Origin of the sequence: Siminovitchia sp. FSL H7-0308 (assembly GCF_037980985.1) — a bacterium.
Lineage (GTDB): Bacteria > Bacillota > Bacilli > Bacillales > Bacillaceae_C > Siminovitchia > Siminovitchia thermophila.
The window spans coordinates 2,746,468-2,768,905 of record NZ_CP150282.1 but is presented as its reverse complement, the minus strand read 5'-3'; the positions used below and the strand labels follow the sequence as shown (position 1 = coordinate 2,768,905).

The following is a 22,438-nucleotide window of genomic DNA, read 5'->3' as shown; positions in this document are numbered from 1 at the left end:
TTTTATTGTTAATAGTTTTAGTTTATCACATAAGTGATTTGTTAAAAATATGATATAGGGTCAGAGATTCTGAGAAAAGGCCATTGCAATCCCCCGTTTTTAAACGGGGCGGTTGGAGTGGCTTTTATTATACGGAGGATTTTAAAGTGAGAACATTTTCATTTAAGGAACGAAACCAATTATTGGAGCATTTAGGTGATACAAACTACGATGTCATCATTGTGGGAGGGGGAATTACAGGAACCGGGATCGCTCTTGACTGTGTAACAAGAGGATTGAAGACACTTCTCGTCGAGATGCAGGATTTTGCCGCGGGAACTTCCAGCAGGTCGACAAAGCTAGTCCACGGAGGGCTGCGATACTTAAAGCAGTTTGAAGTCGGTATGGTTTCAGAGGTTGGAAAGGAGCGGGCGATTGTTTACGAGAATGCGCCCCACGTGACACATCCGGAATGGATGTTGCTGCCGATCTATAAGAAAGGAACATTTGGCAAGTTTTCGACTTCTGCTGGCTTGCGGGTATATGATTTTTTAGCCGGAGTCAAAAGGGATGAACGGCGTCGAATGTTGACGAGGGAAGAAACATTGGCAAAGGAACCGCTTTTAAAAAAAGATGGTCTCCTGGGAAGCGGTTATTATGTTGAATATCGGACGGATGATGCCCGCCTGACAATAGAAGTGGCCAAGAAAGCCTTTGAAAAGGGAGCCGACCTGCTTAATTATACAAAGGTGGAAGGCTTCTTATATGAAGATGGAAACATTTCGGGGGTTAAGGTTCGGGACGTCTTGACGGATCAACGATATGAAGCAGTGGGCCGTAAGGTTGTCAATGCAACCGGTCCGTGGGTGGAGAGTCTTATTGAAAAAGATATAGAGGTAAAAGGAAAAGGTCTGACACATACGAAAGGTGTCCATATTGTAATTGATCAAGGGGTATTCCCACTTAGACAGGCTATTTATTTTGATACGCCTGATGGCCGGATGGTTTTTGCCATTCCGAGAGACGGAAAAACTTATGTTGGGACAACAGACACCTTTTTCGATGGTGATTTGAAAAATCCGCCCATTACGGAGGAGGATAAAGAATATTTGTTGTCATGCATTGAGTTTATGTTTCCTGAACTTGATCTTACTATAGATGACATTGAATCCGGATGGTCTGGAGTTCGTCCATTAATTCAGGAAAAAGGCAAAGGTCCTTCCGAGATATCTCGTAAAGATGAAATTTGGATATCTGATACCGGATTAATAACTATTGCTGGCGGGAAATTAACAGGTTATCGAAAAATGGCTGAAACCGTTACGGATATGCTGGCGCAAAAGCTTGAAGAAGAAGGGGTTCAAAGCGGACAATGCGTAACGAAAAACCTGCGGCTTTCCGGAGGAGACTTTACGAGTCCGAGGGATTATGATCTGTTTGTTGACCAGAAAAGCCGAGAATTGCAAGCGTTGGGGTTAGATGAACAAGAAGCGAGGAAAATGGCCGCAACTTATGGAACAAACGCAGATATTCTCGCTTCGCTCAAAGAAGATGTGTTACCGGATGGCGATCTGCCATTGGCCATTAAATTGCTTGTTCACTACGCCATGATGTATGAAATGGCCATGACGCCGGAAGATTTTTTCACACGCAGAACTGGGGCGAGTCTTTTTAACGTGGACTGGAAGAAGAAGTGGGAACAAGCGGTAACGGTTTATATGAAACAACTGGCGGATAGGCATAAGTGAAAGGCGGACTCATTTGGATGAAGGATTGCAAAGGAAAAGGGCGTGTCTAAAAAGCCCCTAAAATAAATCAGTCGTAGAAAAAAGAACCATTTTTCCACGACTGATTTTGCATTTGTGGGGTTTCCTCTTGAGGAAACCGGAGGATGTCCGCTATTTTCAAGAAGTTGTGGGCAAGGGCCACGATCCCGAATTCCAAGTGGACCTTTTCAAGGCCCCGCAGGAAAATCGGGGGAACGACCGATTGCCCTTGATGTGACCGAGCACACTTTCTACCCCAACTTTGCTTCGGGCGTAGATTTCTGCGTTCTCTTCACTTTCAAGGGCTCTCTTGGCCTTTGCTTTCATTTCTTCATAGATCATATTCAAATGGACCTGCCTGTTACCTTTGGCTTTTATACATCGAGCTTTTAGCGGGCAATCGGAACAATCCTCGCATTCAGCTTTGGACATGGCCTAAGGCATTCTTTTTATTTTTGTACGATTGAAAGATCACTTTCCGGCCATTTGGACAGTTGAGCAGATCATCGTGCGCCAGATAGGTCCAGTTTTTAGAAGTAGTGGAGAGATATATAATGTAAATACAATTGATGCACAAGCATCTGCAATACCAGTTTTAGCTTTAGTTTTAAGACAAGGCGCAACGTGGGCTATCAAAAAATACGGAAAAAGAGCTCTTATAAGTGCATTTGGAAAATATGCTCTAAGTAACGCAATAAAAAACGTTGCAAAACTAACAGTTAAAAGTAAGCACTTAAAGAGTAGCAAACAAAGGTTTAGTAAATTTAATGCAAATAGTCAAACTACTGATAAGAAATGTATTAAGGAAGCATTGCAGAAAGCATCAGTCTCCAAATTTGAAATAAATAAAAATGAAAAATTATCATTTAGAGTTGATGTCAATTTAGAAAAAAAAGTTGGAACAAAAGGAGAAACTAAAATTAGAATAGTGATAGGATATGATGGTAAGATATGGTCAGCATTTCCAGTAAAATAAGTTTTGAATATGAATTTATTAGTAATAAAGAGATTATTTCTAATAAACATAATAAGGACGTACCATCTATTTTAGCTGTAGAGGCAATGTTTACAATTAAAATTAATGACGAAATATATTTTCAATCAGAGTTGGCTATACTTGAGTTTTACAAAGCTTTGTTTAAATGGAAGGAAAAAATTACAAAAGATAATATACCGAAATTCCAGTACTATACTGTTGAATATGATGATTATGAAGATGGGGCTATTATTTCTTTGCTACCGTTTTCTGATAAGGCAAGGGTTAAATCAATATGGGCAGAATCAGATATTTATAATGTATTTGATTTGAATTATATTGTTACTGAGTTTGTTGATTTAGAGCAAAAGCTAAGAAAAGATATAGAAGAATACTTTGATATCAAATTAATGAATTTTATAAAATATATTCCACATACTCTTATCGAGAGTTAAGGAAAGGGCGTGTCTAAAAAGCCCCTAAAATAAATCAGTCGTAGAAAAAAGAACCATTTTTCCACGACTGATTTTGCATTTGTGGGGTTTCCTCTTGAGGAAACCGGCGGATGCCCGCCACTTTCAAGCCTAAAACCATGGGCTTATTTTTCATTTAATCTTTACTCCATCTTTATTTGCTCACCACAACCAGCTTCTCGGCATTTACTTTGCCTGAGAAAAACACTGCGCCTCCGCCCATGTCAGCTTCCCGGTCTGGAGTCAATGAATTTACAAGTCGCTTTGCTCCAGGGGCATCGGCCCAGAGTCCTTGAGTGACCAGAACGCCTGGGAGAACTTGGTCTCCGACAGATGCCGGCAGCTCGCATTCTCCACGATCATTCCAAATGCGGACCCAATCACCATTTTCAATACCGAGCCGCAGCGCGTCTTCCTCATGAATGAACAGTTGCGGCGCTTTTTCCAATCGTACATGTTTTTCGTCATGTGAAAAAGTGGAATTCAAAAAGTTATGGTTCGGACCTGGTACAAATAGAAACGGATAGTCGGAATGCTCTTCTTTCAACGGTATATGCGTTGGCAGTGGCGGATGCCCGTCCAACGCCATTTTATGCGAATACAATTCAATTTTCCCGCTTGGTGTGTTCAACCGTTGTAAGCGGCTTTGCGGATCACGTGCTTTGACAAAGCGTTTGTCTTGCAGTTCTTCCAAGGTAACATCGGGAAAATATGGATTCGACACATTTGATATCGCCTGGCGAATCATATCTTCATCACTGTCTTTAAAAGCTTCTTCATCAAATCCCATCGCTTCCGCCAGCAACCTAAACACATCCGCATTTGACTTGCTTTCCCCGTAAGGAGGGATTACTGGCTCCTGTAAATGCAAATAATGATGCCAATACGATGTATAAATATCTCTATTCTCAAAGGATGACGTTGCAGGCAAAACGATATCGGCATATGCCGCCGTTTCCGTTAAGAACAAGTCATGGACGACTACAAACAGATCTTCACGCATCAATCCTTCTCTTACCTTACTGGAATTAGGCGCAACCACGGCAGGGTTGCTGCCATATACAAACAGGGAGTATATCGGGTTGTCCTTCTCCATAAGCGCCTGGCCCAATTGGATCATATTAATGGAGCGGGTTGGTTTTCTTTGCAGATCCGGCCGCTGTAATGCCCTTGTGTTGTAGTTCAAGTAAGCGGAATTTGATTTAATTGCGCCGCCGCCATTCAACAGCCATTGACCCGTTAAAGCCGGGAGGCAAGAAATGGTTCTGACTATCATCCCCCCGTTGTCATGGTGTTGCAATCCGTTGCCGATCCGGATCATGGAAGGGGAAGTAGCCCCGTACAGCCGGGCAAGTTTATAAATATCTTCAACCGAAATTCCGGTAATGCCAGAGACAACTTCCGGCTCATATTGCTTTACGTGGTGTTCCAGTTCTTCGTATCCTACGGTATGCTTTTTTAAAAAAGCGCGGTCAACGAGGTTCTCGTTGTATAAAATGTGCATGATGCCGAGCGCCAATGCCGCATCGGTTCCGGGGATAATTGGAATAAACCAATCCGCCATCCGGCCGGTCTGGTTTTTATGGACATCAATGACGATGAGTTTTGCCCCTCGTTTTCTCGCTTTTTGCGCGATCATCACCTGATGCATATTTGTGCTCGCCGCGTTGATTCCCCAAAAAATAAATAGTTTTGTTTCTGTCATTTCCTCGGGATCCGTACCGAAACTGCCGCCCATCGTATAGCGGTAGCCCTCACTTCCGGCATCTGAACAAATGGTTCGTTCTAACTGGCTTGCCCCGAGCCGGTAAAAGAATCGCCTGTCCATTCCCTCCGAATGGATCTTGCCCATATTTCCATAAAAGCTATACGGCAAAATGGACTCAGGGCCTTGTTTTGCAATCAGATTTTTCCAGTTATTACAAATACTCTCAATCGCTTCTTGCCAACTGATTGGAACAAAAGTACCTTCGCCTTTTGGTCCAACCCGCTTTAAAGGTGTTTTCAATCTTTTTTCATCGTAAAGTCGCGCTCCCATATTCCGAACTTTATTGCAAATACTCCCTTTCGTAACGGGATGAGCCGGATCTCCGTCAATTTTCACGATTTTCCCATCTTGTTTATGGATGAGCAATCCGCATTGATCCGGGCAATCAAGGGAGCAAACCGCAGGAAATAGTCCATCTTTTATATGTGCAAAAGATTCCATATAGCATCCCCTAACATCATAATTTCATAGATTATATCATATTACGGACAATCGGACGTTGAAAAAATAAGCGAGCCTAGATGGGTGATAAAGAAAAAGGCACAAGAAAGTAGCATGATACCACCACTGAAAAAAGTGACATTTTCTAACAAAAGACTGTGAAAACGCCAATAACTGGAGAACTAATATAGTCGCTTTTTCGAAACGAAATTCAAATCAAGTAAAGCAAGAGCGGAAGACGATGCCATTGTATATTTGAATTCAGTTGCTCATGTGGTTAAGGGATATGTTAAGGAGCCCAGAGTTGCCAGTACCGTATTACACAAAAGAGGAAGGAAGGGTTTTGGCTATATAACCGATGTTTTAAATGAATAAACAACAGCGGAATTTGTTCTTATTCTAGGGCACGATTAGTTTCCCATAAGAGAGGGTTTTCCCATCATCACTAATGACATACATCTTTTTGTTGAATCCTCTTTCTGGGAAACCAATTCCATTTTCGTTCCATGATTTTTATAGAGTAGAGGATAAACCTCTTTTTATAATTCAACGCTCATTAATACTTTTTCAGGAGAAGCACTATCAGTTATATCTTGAGAAATAGCATAGTTGTCCTTTAATAATGGGCTGTTAATTACAATGATTTCCTTTGAAAAGATCATCGCCGGCCAATATATGGCAATAGAATATAGCAATACTACAAAAACAAGAAAGGAAAACGCCTTTCTGCGAAAATAGAGAAACGAAGCTATGTGGCAAAAGAAAGCGACCGCTCATTCAACTACTAATCTTACTCAATAAAAATTTTCAAAAAATTGATGTTGCCTTATGTATGAACAGGGTAATCGAGAACCTTATTATGAAACATTACAAAAAATAGCTGATTATTATAAAGTTTTAACTGTTCCCACCTCGGCAGAACTGATAAAATGAAACCAGATACTCTCTACACCGCCCTGCTGACCAAGACGAAGAGGACATTGCCAAAAGACTTTAGGAAATAAAAAACGATCTTGAGCATGCAGAAGGGTTAGTGTTTGATGATGAACCATTTTCAAAAGAAGCGCAGAAATCATTTTCAAAATCCATGGAATATATCGTGAGAACACTAAAAAAATTAATAAGAAAATACACACCAAAAAATACAGAAAGGAGAATAGCGATGAATGAGCAGCTGTTGAAGCAGATTTTAGATGAATTAAAAGGCGTCAAAGAAGAAATTGCCGGGATTAAGACCGAAGTTTTTGAAATTAAACTAGAACAACAAAAAACAAACGAACGTTTAACCAGCATAGAATCTAAGCAACAAATTATTTATGAGCAAACTGGAAAGCTAACTGAATACCATTCTGAAACCATGTCTCATCTTGAACAGCTCGCCACAAAGGATGACCTTGATTATTTTGATAAAAAGATTTCTCAACATGAACGGGAGATATTCAAAATAAAGAATAGGGCGTAGTTAAGTTGATTCGTAAAAAAGTTAATGAATTAATCAAAAAACACAAAACGAATGATCCCTACTTATTAACTGATATTTTTAAAAGCCATTCATTTCATGATTCAAGTAACGACTAACCACGTAAATATTTAAATAAATTCATCGCGATTAATAAGGACTTATGCTATGAAATTCAAAAGTACGTTTGCGCGCGTAAAAACACCTTTTATTCAGTCAGCAGGATTGAGGCGGAAGCTCACAAGTTTGCTGTTGAATTACATGCCTGACAATCAGTTAAAGGAATATTATGAGACTATCCATGTATGAAATTGCATGTTATGTATTTTTGGAGTCCCATAAGAGTTTGTTAAACTCAAGAAGTGTAATTTTTTTGAATGTTTACTTGTAATATTTGTCGCCCCCTTATTCTGATCAATATGTAAAAAAAATATTTCTTTAAGGGGTGATCGCTGTGAAGAATGCTATTGATTTTCACTTTAGTCTTCATGAGAAAATCGAAAAATATAGACCAAAACGAAATGGAGACGGGGATATCGAAAAATGCATTAGTGTTTGCGAAATGGGAATGGATAACCTCCCAGCTTTTATTAGAGAATGCCATATAGAATACAAAGATCACTCTGTAATAATTCCTCCCTCTATTCCTTGTAGAGATGTTTTGTTAAAATGCTACTTGATTATTTCAGATTTTGAGAAAGCAAGAAGTGTAGTTAATAGATCAGTTGAATGTCGAGCTTGGGATGAAAGACGAGGAAACGATGAATTAGAGTTTATAAACAATGTTAAAAGTGCATATATTTCTGTCCAATCTAGAGTAAGAGAATATCCAGGAACTTTGCAAAAAGACTTATACGTTATTCTTCCAGAGTTGGATAGAAATGCATTGAAATGGTACTTAGCAAACACAAACTCATTAATAAAGAGAAAAATCAAAAGTACATATTCTTTGTGGTTAGAAGGTCAGGATATTCCAGAGGAACCGATACAGGAAATTGTTGATAATAACAATGTAGTAATGAATGAAGACGTTTTAAGTTTAGCAAAAAAAAACATTAACGTATCATTATTTCCAAAATGGTATGTTTCAATAAGTTTTGGTTATTCTACTTCTAAGAATTATCAAAAGGCAGTCACATTAGCGAAATCAGCGCCGCAATATATTGAATCTTTTGATGAAGATAATAACATTATTCATCAAGCTGTATTTTCGGAGCAGACCAGTGATTACCTCGCGTTTATTAGTTTATATGAGCTAATAAATAATTGGAAATCATGCTTTGTTATAATAAACGGTGAAATTGTAGACAGAAAAATTGTTGGTGGAATTAACTATTGTTATGGAGATAAATTAAGGTCTGGTAAGTCTGATTTTTGTTACGGCGCTAGTGAGTATACTATAAATCCATTCGGTTGCCATAGGCTACAAATAAGTCAGTTTAATAACCCTTGGTGGAAATTTGGCAGATTTGATACTAATGGAGTATGGCATGTAAATAAAAACGAGATTTTAGATAGAATCAAAGAATATTCCACTCCTTATATTCACTGTCCAGCATTTTCCATGGAAAGAATACTAAAAGCGTTAGATGATCTGCCAGACTTTATTAATCCAGAAATAGACAAGGATTGGGTTAGGGTGAATGAAGGTGTTGAGCCAAAAAATCATCTTGCTCACGTTAATTCCATAACAATAACAGTAGATGTCAATAAACAACCCGAGACGAGACGTAAAAAAGAAGGATTTTTATCAAGCCTTTTAAAACTGACGGGACTTAGGAAATAATAAAATCAGAGGTAAATTAATTGGGATTTTTCGATAAAAAGTTCAGAGAATTGCTTGATGAGGGCATCGTTACACAAGAAGAATGTCAAGCACAAAAAGAAAAAATTTTAAACATGTAACAAAATGGCCCAATTTCGGGCTTTTCTTTTAAACCAAATAAGAACGTATATTCTTATGAAATCTATATAGCTTACTTTCAAAAAGCACCAGCTAAAAACATGCAAGGATATGATTAGAAATGCACAGAAGATGCTCCGCCTCGGCTCATTATCGGAAAAAGAAGGCAAGTAACAAGAAGAGCAGAAACGAAGAAGAAGGCCGAATTAAGCAATGGCTAAACCTGTATGGGCTGTAATCCGTCCGCTAGTAGTTTCAATCATAAATTTTCTCATCATATCACCTGCTGGATGAAGTGTGGAGCTAGTATAGATGTATGGACACATGTTAGTTAAGTCTCTATCCTATAAAATAGAGAGGACGTGTCCGGAATGAAACAAAAACGTTATAATCAAGAATGTAAGCAAACAATTGTCGAGCTTTACAGATCTGGCACATCTGTGAGCGATCTCAACCGCGAATATGGGGTATCTGAAGTAACGATTTATAAATGGATCAAAGCACTTTCTCCTGAAGGAAGTGATGGCTTATCATCAGCAGAGATTGCGGAAATCCAAAAAGAAAACCTTCGCCTTAAACAAGAGGGCGACATTCTAAAAAAGGCTATGACCATATTCGCGAAAAAGTGACCAACCAAGAGATCATCGACCATATCAAGCAGGAGAAAGAAAACCACCCGGTTCGAATAATGTGCGAAGTGCTTGAAGTGCCAAGAAGTACGTATTACCAATCATGGGAATATGCTTCCCATTATCTTCTTTTCTGTCTTATTCGGTTTAGGGATTACAGTGGTTGGCGAAAAAGGAAAAACTGTGTTTGCCTTCTTTGAAGGTGGAGCAGATGCTATGTTTTGGGTGACAAATATTATTATGAAGTTTTGCCCCATTCGGTGTATTTTCTTTAATTGGTGTATCGGTGTCAAAATTTGGTTTAGATTCATTGATTCCACTTGGAAAACTAATGATTCTTGTCTTTGCAACTATGCTCTTTTTTATTGTTGTTGTGCTTGGAGGTATCGAGAAGCTGGCTTATTACTAATATTTTCCACATTGAAATTATTGAAAGATGAGCTGCTTTTGGCATATTCAACTTCTAGCTCTGAAACAGTATTGCCAAAAGTGATGCATAAAATGGAAAAGTTCAGATGTCCAAAAAATATTGTTTCTTTTGTAGTTCCGACCGGTTATTCCTTTAACTTGGATGACTCTACATTGTATCAAGCTCTTGCAACGCCTTTTATTGCTCAAATATATGAGATGATTGGTTTAAGTGATCATTCCACCCCCATTTATATAATTTTATAAGGGGGAATAACATCAAAAATTTCTAGGAGGACGAAATATAATCGTATAGTTTGAATAAACCTGGAAAAACTGTTACAGTCCCAAATGCTTTGTCGCCAGCCTCAGACTAGTATACAGCTAGTCTTTTTTAATATGTCGCAAAATAAAAAATCCTGTCTTAGTCAGTAAATAAAAGGTAAAAATCATCACCATCGTTTTAGATATTACATATCCATCCATCAAGTGCTAAATCGTAACCTTTGGTCAACAAGAGCTCACTTTTAAAACTGAAAAAAATTGAAAGTAAAATAGGGACGATAATTAAAAACATAGCCACCAAAAGTTTAAATTCTTTATTCAAAACAAACAACTCCCCTAAAATGTGTCGTTTTCATTCTATATCTTTTTTAGCTTATAGCGCTTTCATGTACTTTCACCAGATCAAAGCCGTTGTTGGCTGTACGGCGGAACGAACTTCTCCTATTTCCATAAATCTGTCAGACTCATTATTCATAGATTATACCATGCTGTGGACCTTGCCTGTTGAACGTGGGGAAAAATCTGCTATCATGCTATGGTTTTTTTGGCTAAATTATGATTGATTAGATTCACTTTTTTATGTAAGGTTGAATAAATGGTGTGATTTGTGACACTCGTGTCAGCAAAAATTACTTGAAAGGGAGAGCAGTGAATGGACGATCATCATGAAATTGGCCCCCAAAAGGAGAACGACAGTAAATCATCCACCGGCCTTGAAGAAAATGTCGCGGGCTTATTATGCTATTTGGGAACATTCGTGACGGGCATTATCTTCTTTATCTTGGAAAAGAAAAGCCCTTTTGTAAAATTTCATGCAATGCAGTCAATGGTCCTTTATGCAACTCTGTGGATTGTAGGGACAGGCGTTAGTTATGTACCCTTTGTCGGATGGTTATTCAAGTTGCTTATCTCATTGGTTGGCTTCATTTTGTGGGTGGTGCTCATGGTCCAGACATATCATCGTGAGCGGATAAAAGTGCCGGTCGTTGGTGACATCGCGGAAAACCTTGTTCAACATTTTAACGGCAGAAGCCAATAAAATTCTAAAACTTAGTTGACAACCGGGAAGATTCGGAATAGAATAGGTTTCAACATTCCAAACAAAATCAAATGATTTTTATGACTCTTATGAAGAGAGGTGGAGGGACTGGCCCTGTGAAGCCTCGGCAACCATTGAATATATTTTATATTCAAACGGTGCCAATTCCAGCAGACTTTTGTTCAAAGTCTGACAGATAAGGGGCGAAGCTGATAAATATGATTTAAAGCGGAGACCTCTTATATGTAAAGGGGTCTTTTTATTTGGGCATTTATTGAAATGAGAGATGCTTTCGTAAAAGGGAGTGTTGAAGCAAAAATGAATCTTGAAGTCGCAGGTCATTACAAAATCAATAGTTGCCCATGACGACGCCAAAACAACCGAAATTTCCAGCCTGATACATCTATAGATGATAAAGAAGCTGACCGGACAACCGGAGGCCTCTTGATTTACACAAGTTTGCCCACGTACGGCATAGTTGTGCGAATCAAGGGGTCTTTTTTATGAAAAAAGTGGATTGCGAATTGTTTTGAGTGACACGACGCTTTCCATTGATACGTAGCCAAGGCCGGAAAGAATATGGATACTGTCATGGAAAAAAACATAGTATTCCTATCTTAAAACGATTATATTGCGATTTGTTGGCATAACATGGGAAAAATTTGCTAAAGAGGGAGAATCATCAAATGAGAAAAACATTACTTACCATTAGCCTGATTTTTACTTTACTTGCTTTGGGAGCGTGTGGAAGCACTTCAGCAGGGGATGAAAAGAAAGAAATCACCATTGGCGCCACAGCAGGACCGTACAGCGATCAATTGAAAGAAGGCATCATTCCGATTCTTGAAAAGGAGGGATATCGAGTAAATATTGTGGAGTTCAATGATTACATCCAGCCAAACATCGCATTAAACGAAGGAGAAATAGACGCCAATCTATTTCAGAACAGCATCTATTTAAAACAGTTCAATAAAAATCATGACGTGGATCTTGTTGCTTCTTATGCGGTTCCGACTGCCCCTATCGCACTTTATTCCGACAAGCATGATTCGTTGGATGATTTGAAAGAAGGGATGACGATAACGATGCCCAATGATCCGACCAACTTGGCCAGATCGTTGAATATGCTTGCGGACTTCGGGTTGATCACTGTGAATGAAAAGGCCGATCCAACTGTCGTTTCTGAAAAAGACATCGTGGAAAATAAGCTTCATTTACACATCAAACCAATTGATCCCGCTCAGACACCGCGTTCATTGGGAGATACTGATTTTGCTTTTATTAACGGAAATTTTGCATTGGCTTCGGGATTAAAACTGGATGAAGCAGTGGAGATCGAAAAAACACCGGAAGGTTATTTGATTTATGTGACGCTCAGAAAAGAAGATATTGAAAAGCCGTTCGCAAAAGCTCTCGAAAAAGCCTATCACTCAGATGAATTTTTAGACTATACAAACAAGCATGCAAAGGGATATGTGAAACCGCCCTATCAAGTGAAAAAGGAGGAAAATGAATGATCGAAATTGTGAATGTTACGAAACGGTATAAACAGTTGACGGCTGTCGACCATGTCAACTTGTCCATTCGCCAAGGTGAGATTTTTGGCATCATTGGTTACAGCGGGGCCGGGAAAAGCACATTGCTCAGATGCTTGAATCTGCTGGAAAAGCCGACACAAGGCATCATTGTTATGGACGGTAAAGAATTGACGGCATTATCTGATCAGGAAGTTCGGAAAGAGCGCCAAAAGATCGGCATGATTTTTCAACATTTTCATCTGATTAGTTCGAAAACCGTTTATGACAATATCGCTTTTTCATTAAAAGCGGCAGGCAAGACGAAAGCTGAAATTAAAAAGCGGGTTCCGGAGCTTTTGGAGATGGTAGGGCTGTCCGATCGTAGCGCTCATTATCCCGCTCAACTCTCAGGAGGACAAAAACAGCGGGTCGGTATCGCCCGGGCGCTGGCCAATGAACCGAAAGTGCTTCTATGCGACGAAGCGACTTCGGCACTTGATCCGACAACAACAAAGTCAATATTGCAACTGTTGAAAAAAATCAACAAAACGCTTGGGATCACGATCGTGTTAATCACACATGAAATGGAAGTGGTTCAGAATGTATGCCATCGGGTGGCTGTTATGGAAAATGGGCAGGTTGTTGAACTGGCTGATGTGTATGATATGTTTGCCAATCCGCAAACGGCCTTGTCCAAGCAATTTGTTCAAACGGTCCACTCCCTGGAATTGCCTGAAAGACTTCTTTTGGGAAGAAAAGGGGCGATTGTCCAAATCACTTTCAAAGGAGATTCGGCCGAAGAGGCGGTCATTTCGGAGACATTAAGACAATTTCATATTTCTGTGAATATCCTGCATGGTCAAATTTCTTACATTCAGGAACGTCCGCTCGGAACACTCATCATCGAAATGATTGGCAGTCAATCAGATGTCCGGCAGGCGATTCGATATATAACGAAAAGGACGAATCAATTGGAGGTGCTTGCCGATGTTGCCTGAAATGGTAAATGAGTTTGGAAAAGCATTTGTTGAAACGTCATGGATGATGGGCATTGCTGTTGCGTTTGCGGTCATCATCGGCGTCCCTATGGGGGTAGCCCTTTTTGTGACAAGTGAAGGCATGTTTTGGCAAAACCGCTATATACAAAGCGTGGCTGGAAGCATCATCAATATCATTCGCTCGATCCCATTTATCATTTTACTCGTTGTTCTTATTCCGTTTACAAAATTGATCCTGGGAACAACGATGGGACCGGTGGCTGCAAGCGTCTCACTGACCGTCGCCGCCATCCCTTTTTACGCCCGCCTTGTGGAAACATCATTACGGGAAATTGATAAAGGGGTGATCGAAGCGGCGGAATCATGCGGCGCTTCCCCGTGGCTGATTATGAAAGATGTCCTGCTTCCTGAAGCGAAGCCGAGCATGATAGCCGGACTTACTGTGACGGTGATCAGTCTATTAAGCTATTCGGCAATGGCTGGCATCGTCGGCGGCGGAGGAATTGGCGACTTGGCCATTCGCTTCGGCTATTACCGTTTCCAAAACGATGTCATGATTGCCACGGTGATCATATTGGTTATTCTCGTTCAATTGATCCAGTTTGTCGGCGACCGGGCAGCCAGGGCAGTAGATAAAAGATAATGGTATATCAAAGGAGGAAAAACAATGACTCAAACATTCATAAAGGAAGATACCACATCCAGGCTTTTCGGGTGGGAGCATCCGGACAAAATAAGGGAGTTCCGAAAAAACAATAAATCACTCGTGAAAAAAGACAAGAGAGCCACATTGCAAGAAGCGGTGGCGCGTGGGGTGAAAGAAGGGGATTATATCGTTTTTGGCGGAATGGGATCGGTGCGCAACCCGATTGCCGCGGTGCATGAAATCATCCGCCAAAAAACAGGGAATCTGACAATTGGCACGAAAGGATCACAGCATGATTGGCAATTGTTGGCGGCAGCGGGAAACATCACAAAAGCGGAAGTCTCCTACGGTTTTGCCGATGAAGTGCGGGGACTGTCACTTCCAACGAGAAGAGCGGTTGAATCCGGCCGGTTGAAAGTGTTATCCGAGATTACAAATGCCGGTTTTCAATGGCGCTTTACCGCGGCGATGAAAGGTTTATCTTTTTACCCGACGAGATCCTCGCTTGGCACGGATACTTTACATTACAGCGGATCGAAAACAATCACGGACCCTTTTACAAACGAGAAAGTGGAGCTTCTGCCCGCTTGTTATCCGGATGTCGCGGTCATCCATGTCCACCGTGCTGATCAATATGGAAACTGTCAAATTGATGGGAATGTCGCGGAAGACATTGAACTGGCCCACGCGGCAAAATTCGTCTTAGTGACAGCGGAAGAAATCGTACATGACGAAGTATTTTCAAGTCGTCCGGACTTGACGAAAATTCCTTATTTCGTTGTGGATGCGGTTGTTGAAGTACCATACGGTTCTCATCCAAATCAAGTGCCGAGCCTTTATTCATTCGATGAAGATCATTGGCAAATTTGGCTGGATGCATCTATCAGTGATGAAGGCGTTGAAACCTATTTGCAGGAATATGTGTATGGCAGCCATGATCACTACGAATATTTGGAGCAAATTGGTGGTGTCCGTGTGTTGAAACAGTTGGAGAAAATTGAAAAGAAATTGGCGCCATATCCAAAAGTGGCGAAAAGGAGAGGATAAAAATGGGAAACGATACAGAAAAAATGATTATTGCGGCATCGCGTCTTTTACCGAAAGATGCGGCTGTTTATGTAGGAACGGGCATGCCGCTTCTCGCTTCTGTTTTGGCTTTAAATACTCATGCACCCGATTTGTTGCTTGTCTATGAAGGCGGTGGAGTGGGAGGGAAGCCAACCGGAAGGCTGCCGATTCAGGTAAGTGAGTCGTTGACATATGAAAACGGCGTGACAGTCGGCTCTATGGACTATGTGATGAGTTTGGCGCAAGCAGGCTGGATCCGTTACGGATTCTTGGGTGGCGCCCAGATCGATCAGTACGGAAATTTGAACACAACCGTAATCGGTGATTGGGAAAAGCCGAAAGTAAGGTTGCCCGGCTCCGGCGGCGGAGCCGATATCGCATCCTTGTGTGAACGTACGATCATCATCATGGGTCAGGATAAGAGAAAGTTTGTTAACAGGCTCGACTTTTTAACAAGTCCCGGGTATTTGCAAGGGCCAGGCAGGCGGGAGGAAGCCGGATTGCCGGCCAATACGGGACCATATCGCGTCATTACACAGATCGGTGTGTACGGATTTGCTGAAGAAACAAAGAAAATGACATTGCTTCAATTATTTAGGGGATATACGTTGGATGATGTTCAGGCAAACAGCAGCTTCCCAATTGAAGTAGCCGACGACTGGTCCTATGTGGATCCTCCGACAGAAGCTGACTTGAAAACATTGCGGACGCTTGATCCTGATGGCATTGTCATTGCATAAAAAGGAGGAGAAAACAAATGTCAAAACAAACAAGCTTAAAAACAGCGGTGGCAGCCGTTGAAGACGGAGCGTTGCTCGCCCTTGGCGGAAATGCGCTGCACCGCTCTCCGGTGGCGTTCGTCAAAGAGTTGATCCGTCAAGAAAAGAAGAATCTTTCCGTTATTAAAACAGCCGGCGCCTTGGATGTCGATCTGTTAGCGGCGGCTCAATCGCTAAAGGCTGTATACGGCGGCTACATTGGCTTTGAAATGTTTGGATTGGCGCAAAGCTATCGTAAAGGCGTCCAAAAAGGAGACATTACAGTGTATGAACATGCATGTGCCAGTGTCATCGCGGCTTTGCGGGCAAGCATTTATGGTGTCCCTTTTCAGCCACTCAACGGATTTCAAGGAAGCGAGCTTCCGGAGCTTACGGGAGAGGTTCGCTATGTTACCTGTCCTTTTACAGGTGAAAAAACAGCCGTAGTTTCCGCACTGCGTCCAGATTACACGGTGATTCACACTAACATTGCCGATGAAAAAGGAAATGCTTTTATCGAAGGAGCAGTGTTTGAAGATCTGATTATGGTACGGGCGGCGAAAAAAGTAATCGTCACAGCCGAACAAGTAATTGATTCCGAAAGCTGGACTGTCAGGCCGCAAGTTCCCGGCTTCCTCGTCGAGCATGTCGTCTTGGCTGAAAACGGAGCGGCACCAGGCAGTTGTGCACCTTTGTATTCTATCGACAAAGCCGGTGTTGTGGCATATTTGCAGAATTGCGAAGGGTTCGTGGAAAAAGTAAAGGAGGCTGAAATCCATGTCTAATGTTCAATTGGCTGATAACATCACGATTGCGATGGCCCGTCTAATCAAAGACGGTGAGCGCGTCTTTCATGGAGTAGCCTCTCCCATGCCCGCGGTAGCGATTCAATTGGCGAAAAAGTTGCATGCCCAAACAGCGGTGTACTTGAGCATCCCGGGAGGGGTGGATGCTGTACCTGCAGCTTTTTCAAGTTATTCTTCGGCAGATCCTGTATTGCGGGAAGGGTCCATTTCTGATTTTCCGCTTTCCGATATTTTCGACTTATCGGCTCGTGGCGGGCTTGATGTAGCTTTTTTAAGTGGAGCGCAAATTGATGGGTATGGTAGGATGAACTTGAGTGCAATCGGAACGTATGACCAACCGAAAGTCCGATTGCCGGGCGGGGCGGGCAGTGCGGCTTTGCTTCCAACTGTCAAGAGGGGCATCCTTTGGAAAACGAATCATGATAAAAGGAGCCTAGTGGAGAAATTGGATATTGTGACCGCTGCGGGCAATACGGAATTTGTCATCACGCCACTTGGCATTTTTAAAAAATCAAAGGAGGATGGGCGTCTGCGTCTTTACGCTATTTTTCCAAACAGCTCTTTGCAAGAAATTCAAGAGAACACGGGATTTGTTGTGGAAAAGCACGAGGAGTTCATTGAATTTCCTCCGGTTACGAAAGAAGAGTTGTCAATACTGCAATCGATTGATCCCAACGGAACAAGATTTAGTGAATTTAAGTGATGTTCGCTCGTATATTTAAAGAGTGGGTTTATGTTTTGAAACTTACAGTTTTCGGGAATCAAAGGGGTAAACAGTCTAGTCGATTCCCCAACGCAAGACGGCCAAGTAAAAATAATTAAAGAAGAGGTGTATTGAAATGGCAACAGCACAATTTATGAAAGTAAAAACAAGCGGTAAATGGGAAAAAGGATTGCAAACCTCCATTTTCATCAGGGATTTTGAAAAAATAATTGTTGATGAACCAGCCAGTCTGGGGGGAACGGACAAAGGACCAAACCCGGTTGAGCTTGTATTGGGCGGGTTATCCAGTTGTACATCCGTCATGATTGCGCTCATTGCCAAGGAACAACAATTCTCGTATGAAGGTGTGGAATTTCAAAATGAAGGAGCGCTTGATTTACGGGGATTGCAGGGAGTTGAAGGAATTTCTCCCCACTTTCAAACGGTTCATTATAAGGTACACATTAAAACGAATGAAAGCGAAGAAAAAATAAATGCTTTAAAAAGTGAAGTGGAAAAAAGATGCCCTGTTTTTAATTTGTTGGTTGATGCGGGTGTAAATGTTCAAGGTGAATGGATAAAGGTATAAGGGGAAAAGCTGTTCGAGAGGCTGGTGATAGCAAGCCATTCACACTTTTCGATTTACTCTGCTATTTTCCGGTTTTACGTGACGAATTTTTGAGAATTCCGGTTGACTCGCCAGATGTACGATCTACTTTCGTCCCTATCCATACAAACGGAAAGCCGCTCGAGTAGCGGCTTTTTATAATGGAAAAGTCTTTCCTGATGGTATGAACAGCCTTTCATTGCCGCTGGATGCAAAACCAAAAGACTACACGAGATAGTTATTTCATGGCTTATTGTAAGAAGGGTATAAAGCCGAATTCCATTAACCGGAAGGGCTGTGTCAAAGCTTCTGTTATGAGCAGCTATTAACCATTTACTGTTCGTTGCTCAATCGTTAGATCGGTGTCCCAGTGTGGCGCGGATATTTGCCATGTTCATGCCGGAAGGGTGACAATGAGGCCATTAGTTGAACCTACAGACATGTATTTTTCTTCATATTAAGGGATGACCACTGACATTTTGATATCGATGCCCAATATGTTACAATGATTGAAAAATTTAGGAGGGTTTTGTTTTGGCGCACGCAGACTTGCTCATTACACTGACCGCATATGAAAACAATCCAAACAATGTAACGATTGCTTTTACGATGGGTACCAAAGCGTTGGAAAAAGGACATACCGTTGAATTGCTGCTTCTGTCAGATGCTGTCTATCTGGCTGAAACAGGTTATGCTGACAAGATTGATATTGGCGAACCTTTTCAACCCATCAAAGAATTATTGCCTGCCTTCTTGCGACAAGGCGGTAAAATAAAAGTATGTTCAGCATGCATGAAACATAACGGCGTAAAAGAAGAAAACCTCATTGAAGGCAGTGAAGTGATTCAGGCGGACGATGTAATAGATTCCATCATGAATTCTGAGAAAACGCTACAACTTAATTGAATTGCATAGAAAGCCAGGTCGGCCGTAAAAACGGAAACGTTCATAAGAAACAAGGGCGACTGGTCATTTTACACGTTGAAGTCGAAAAAAACATCTTCCCGTTCTGGGAAGTAAAGGCTTCGTTCATCTGCCTATCTAAACAAGTACCCACTGAAAGATGGATGAATAGGAAGTTAGAAGAATATAGTTGTCCTCCTTCCCATATATTGAAAATGGGAGGGGGAGTGGCATGCAGTTTTATTACGGCCCGCAAATGCCGCTGCGCATATTGGATGAGGCGGAGTTTTGGAAGCATCAAGAAGAAGAACATACAGTCGTTATCCGGGAATTAGTGACAGGATTAGAGCCGGAATATGTCGAAGCGCTGTTTGAATGGGAGAAAGCGCTGTCAAAAACCCATCAGCAAGTCGTCAGTTTTATTGAGTCTGTCGTCCGTTCCGGTTACTATATTCCTGTTCAATTGTATCAGCAAGTACTTCAGCTCGTGACATTTTGTCTTGAGGAGAGTGAACGTTTTATCGAGTTATGCCGGCAAATAAAAAATGACAGCGCGGTTGTGGCGAACAATCAAACGGCTGTTGTCGTCTTGGACCATATTATACGTGAATCGGAATATTTTATCGGTATAGCTCGTGCGCTGCTGACTTCCAGATAAAAAATAGTCTCGGGGCTTGTTAGAGTCCCGGGACTATTCTTTTTTTGATACAATGAAATAGGATACGTTAGAAAGCGATTACATAAAACGAAATGCAAAGGGGGGGGCATTTTTATGTATCCCTACATATTATTGATGTTTGCCGTGATTTTTTATGCAGGAAATATCCTAGTGGGAAAAGCAATAAATGAATTGCCGCCCTTTACCATCACTTTCTTTCGGCTGCTGACTGCTTTTATTGTGTTGCTTCCTATTGGTGTTTCAGGCGCATTGCGCCATCGTGAAGAATTTAGAAAGCATAAAAAGCCGCTGCTGATCATGACGGTGACGGGGATTGCTCTATTCAACATTTTGCTTTACGGGGCGTTGCAATTTACGACTTCCACAAAAGTGGCCGTGATGGAGGGAGCCATTCCCGTTGTAACGGTTATCATGAGCGCGTATATGCTAAAAGAGCGCTTGAATATCAGCCAATGGTCAGGAATTCTCCTTTCAATGGCGGGAGCGGTCTGGGTCGTCATGAATGGCAATGTGCTGGAGCTGGCCACGTCTGATTGGAATGTAGGGGACGTCATCATGGTTGGGGCTGTTATCACTTGGGCTATTTATACAATTGCTGTTAAACAATATATGCCTTTATTCCCTTTATATGGCGCATTGCTCGTAATGTCGGGTTTATCCCTCATCATGTTGCTGCCATTTCTTCTTATTGAATGGTTCGTTATGGGGATTCCGGCATTTACTGTTCCAACCGTAGGGGGGCTTTTATATTTGGGCATTTTTCCGTCTGTTCTTGCTCTTATATTTTACAATCGCGCTGTAGAAATTTTAAATCCCTCCCAAGCATCCATTTTCTTGAATTTTCTCCCAGTCATCACGATGATTGGCGCCTATTTTTGGCTTGGGGAAACAGTCACTGTAACCCAAATCGTCGGTGCGTTGGCCGTTATTGGCGGGGTATTATTGACGACCAGGGTAAAAGGGAAAAGAAACTCGGTCCAAGTAAATAACAAACAATCAAAAAGTGAGGCATAACAATGGATTCGCATAAACAGGCGTTCAGTGTTTGAAAGCTAAAGATAGAGGGAACTTAACACTTATGAGATGCGGATTTTGTAAAAAAGCGTTTCCCTTCACTACTGTTTTTTTCAACAGTTGAAGGATATAAAAAAGGTTGTTTTTGCTCCTCATCGGGAAAAGTCTCCTGCATCGGATCAGTAATGTTTGCCGTGCGGTATGGGTGTTGGGAGACTAAGGGATTCTCATTTCCCTTTATTTTCAGGTGATCAATGTTAAAATGAGTTTGAGGACAATGATGAAACAGGGGGAAAGTGCCATGAGTAAACCCAAAGTGTATATTACGCTTCCGGTGGCAAAAGAAGTGGAAGAATATATTGCCAAACATTGTGAAGTTCGCAAATGGGAAAGAAAGGAAGCGATCCCGAGGGACATGCTTCTGAAAGAGCTTGCTGATATAGATGGCTTGATGACTACTGGAAGAAGAATCACAGAGAATCTACTAAATCACGCACCGAAGTTGAAAGTTGTGAGCAATGTTTCTGTTGGCTATAACAACTTTGATTTAGAGGCGATGAAAAAAAGGAACGTGATCGGAACTAATACACCGCATGTTTTGGATGAAACCGTTGCCGACTTGGCTTTTGGGCTCATTCTTGCTTCTGCCCGCCGCATCGCTGAGCTGGATCGTTTTGTGAAAGAGGGGAAATGGGAACGAGAGAATGGTGATGATCCGTTTATGGGTGTAGACGTGCATCATGCGACTCTCGGCATTATAGGAATGGGCAGAATTGGAGAAGCGATTGCCAGAAGGGCAAAATTCGGATTTAATATGGATGTTCTTTATTACAACCGGAACCAAAAGCCCGAGGTTGAAAAAGAGATCGGCGTTACATACAGTCATTTCGAAGATTTATTAAAGGAATCTGATTTCGTTTTGTTAATGACACCGCTTACTCCGGAAACCCGCCATTTAATAGGGGAAAAAGAATTCAAGCTGATGAAAAAGACGGCAATCTTCATCAATGTGTCCCGGGGCCAAACGGTCGATGAGCAGGCCTTGATCACTGCCTTGCGAAATAAGGAGATTCATGGGGCCGCACTGGATGTGTTTGATCAAGAGCCAGTGGAAAAAGACAACCCTTTGCTCCAAATGCCAAATGTTGTAACAACTCCCCATATCGGATCCGCCACCCAAAAAACAAGCGATGCCATGGCCATGCGGGCGGCTCAGAACATGGTTGCCGTCTTGACTGGCCAAAAACCAATCGACCCCGTGTGGTAAAGCAAAATTTAGCCTGAATAGGCTGATTCAGGGGCATTCTAAAAAGTCCAATTTAGAGTAAATGCACTACAATTTAAAACCCAAGAATGTTAATTTTACAGCATTCTTGGGTTTTGTTTTTTTATTTTCAAGCTGCAATTTTACTTTTTGGACAGCCCTTTCTTCCTGCTCTTAGTAACAGCCGTTTTAGCAAAAGACAGAATGATCGCGATTTCTTAAGAACGCGCCCTAACCATATCTGTTTTGCAATTCAGTAACGATAAAAGAGGAATTATACCAAACTCCTCGGTAAGATAAAAAAGAAATCCGTGCCCGGATGATCGTTACTTCCCCTATTTCGGCAAGG

The 22,438-nt window shown here is 41.5% G+C and carries 20 protein-coding genes, 1 pseudogene and 1 riboswitch; of the genes and pseudogenes, 20 read left to right on the top strand and 1 reads right to left on the bottom strand.

The features are described from left to right. The first annotated feature begins 146 nt into the window (after positions 1-146). The 3 genes from MHB50_RS13250 (at position 147) to MHB50_RS13240 (ending at position 3,176) form a co-directional block, all read left to right on the top strand. Positions 147-1,727, top strand: coding sequence for a glycerol-3-phosphate dehydrogenase/oxidase (locus MHB50_RS13250; protein ID WP_340083883.1), 1,581 nt, complete (start codon positions 147-149; stop codon positions 1,725-1,727). Between the two features lie 526 nt (positions 1,728-2,253). Next, positions 2,254-2,721, top strand: a complete 468-nt coding sequence (locus MHB50_RS13245; protein ID WP_340083882.1) for a hypothetical protein — start codon at positions 2,254-2,256, stop codon at positions 2,719-2,721. Next, positions 2,697-3,176, top strand: a complete 480-nt coding sequence (locus MHB50_RS13240; RefSeq protein ID WP_340083881.1) for a hypothetical protein — start codon at positions 2,697-2,699, stop codon at positions 3,174-3,176. The genes MHB50_RS13245 and MHB50_RS13240 overlap by 25 nt, the downstream gene beginning before the upstream one ends. Before the next feature lie 172 nt (positions 3,177-3,348). Here the strand turns inward: MHB50_RS13240 and MHB50_RS13235 are convergent, their stop codons facing one another. Continuing rightward, a complete protein-coding gene (locus MHB50_RS13235; protein WP_340083880.1) occupies positions 3,349-5,403 on the bottom strand; it encodes a molybdopterin oxidoreductase family protein in 2,055 nt (684 codons plus the stop codon). Between the two features lie 1,033 nt (positions 5,404-6,436). Here MHB50_RS13235 and MHB50_RS13230 point away from each other — a divergent pair. The 17 genes and pseudogenes from MHB50_RS13230 to MHB50_RS13150 all read left to right on the top strand — a co-directional run bounded on the left by MHB50_RS13230 (position 6,437) and on the right by MHB50_RS13150 (position 22,092). After that, positions 6,437-6,865: a hypothetical protein gene (locus MHB50_RS13230; RefSeq protein WP_077109803.1), complete on the top strand. Its 429-nt coding sequence runs from the start codon at positions 6,437-6,439 to the stop codon at positions 6,863-6,865. 451 nt (positions 6,866-7,316) lie between these two features. Further along, on the top strand, positions 7,317-8,648 hold the full coding sequence (locus tag MHB50_RS13225; RefSeq protein ID WP_077109804.1) for a hypothetical protein: 1,332 nt from the start codon (positions 7,317-7,319) through the stop codon (positions 8,646-8,648). Positions 8,649-9,136: 488 nt separating this feature from the next. Continuing rightward, positions 9,137-9,394, top strand: coding sequence for a transposase (locus MHB50_RS13220; RefSeq protein WP_077109805.1), 258 nt, complete (start codon positions 9,137-9,139; stop codon positions 9,392-9,394). 99 nt (positions 9,395-9,493) lie between these two features. Then, a pseudogene (locus MHB50_RS13215) lies at positions 9,494-10,066 on the top strand (cation:dicarboxylase symporter family transporter); the annotation flags it as partial. A gap of 673 nt (positions 10,067-10,739) precedes the next feature. Continuing rightward, positions 10,740-11,126: a DUF4870 domain-containing protein gene (locus MHB50_RS13210; RefSeq protein ID WP_340083879.1), complete on the top strand. Its 387-nt coding sequence runs from the start codon at positions 10,740-10,742 to the stop codon at positions 11,124-11,126. 84 nt (positions 11,127-11,210) lie between these two features. Next, positions 11,211-11,329: riboswitch (SAM riboswitch) on the top strand. A gap of 483 nt (positions 11,330-11,812) precedes the next feature. Beyond that, on the top strand, positions 11,813-12,643 hold the full coding sequence (locus MHB50_RS13205) for a MetQ/NlpA family ABC transporter substrate-binding protein (protein WP_077109807.1): 831 nt from the start codon (positions 11,813-11,815) through the stop codon (positions 12,641-12,643). Further along, on the top strand, positions 12,640-13,641 hold the full coding sequence (locus MHB50_RS13200; protein ID WP_340083878.1) for a methionine ABC transporter ATP-binding protein: 1,002 nt from the start codon (positions 12,640-12,642) through the stop codon (positions 13,639-13,641). The genes MHB50_RS13205 and MHB50_RS13200 overlap by 4 nt, the downstream gene beginning before the upstream one ends. Further along, complete coding sequence (locus MHB50_RS13195; protein ID WP_340083877.1) at positions 13,631-14,284, top strand: methionine ABC transporter permease; 654 nt, start codon at positions 13,631-13,633, stop codon at positions 14,282-14,284. The genes MHB50_RS13200 and MHB50_RS13195 overlap by 11 nt, the downstream gene beginning before the upstream one ends. Before the next feature lie 24 nt (positions 14,285-14,308). Beyond that, entirely contained in the window at positions 14,309-15,334 is a 1,026-nt protein-coding gene (locus tag MHB50_RS13190; protein ID WP_077109810.1) for a CoA-transferase, read from the top strand. A gap of 2 nt (positions 15,335-15,336) precedes the next feature. Further along, the gene (locus tag MHB50_RS13185) at positions 15,337-16,095 is read left to right on the top strand and encodes a CoA-transferase (protein WP_077109811.1); all 759 of its coding nucleotides are present in this window, start codon (positions 15,337-15,339) and stop codon (positions 16,093-16,095) included. Positions 16,096-16,112: 17 nt separating this feature from the next. Further along, on the top strand, positions 16,113-16,898 hold the full coding sequence (locus MHB50_RS13180) for a CoA-transferase (RefSeq protein ID WP_340083876.1): 786 nt from the start codon (positions 16,113-16,115) through the stop codon (positions 16,896-16,898). Continuing rightward, positions 16,891-17,622, top strand: a complete 732-nt coding sequence (locus MHB50_RS13175; RefSeq protein ID WP_077109813.1) for a CoA-transferase — start codon at positions 16,891-16,893, stop codon at positions 17,620-17,622. Before MHB50_RS13180 ends, MHB50_RS13175 begins: the two co-directional genes overlap by 8 nt. A 136-nt stretch (positions 17,623-17,758) precedes the next feature. Then, positions 17,759-18,211, top strand: a complete 453-nt coding sequence (locus MHB50_RS13170; protein WP_339164103.1) for an OsmC family protein — start codon at positions 17,759-17,761, stop codon at positions 18,209-18,211. Positions 18,212-18,763: 552 nt separating this feature from the next. Then, a complete protein-coding gene (locus tag MHB50_RS13165; protein WP_339164099.1) occupies positions 18,764-19,135 on the top strand; it encodes a DsrE family protein in 372 nt (123 codons plus the stop codon). A 229-nt stretch (positions 19,136-19,364) separates the two neighbouring features. After that, positions 19,365-19,790 carry a DUF2935 domain-containing protein gene (locus MHB50_RS13160; protein ID WP_339164097.1) on the top strand — a complete coding sequence of 142 codons (426 nt, stop codon included), beginning with the start codon at positions 19,365-19,367 and terminating at the stop codon, positions 19,788-19,790. Between the two features lie 114 nt (positions 19,791-19,904). Then, positions 19,905-20,825, top strand: a complete 921-nt coding sequence (locus MHB50_RS13155) for a DMT family transporter (protein WP_339164094.1) — start codon at positions 19,905-19,907, stop codon at positions 20,823-20,825. Between the two features lie 301 nt (positions 20,826-21,126). Beyond that, the gene (locus MHB50_RS13150; protein WP_340083875.1) at positions 21,127-22,092 is read left to right on the top strand and encodes a D-glycerate dehydrogenase; all 966 of its coding nucleotides are present in this window, start codon (positions 21,127-21,129) and stop codon (positions 22,090-22,092) included. Positions 22,093-22,438 lie beyond the last annotated feature (346 nt).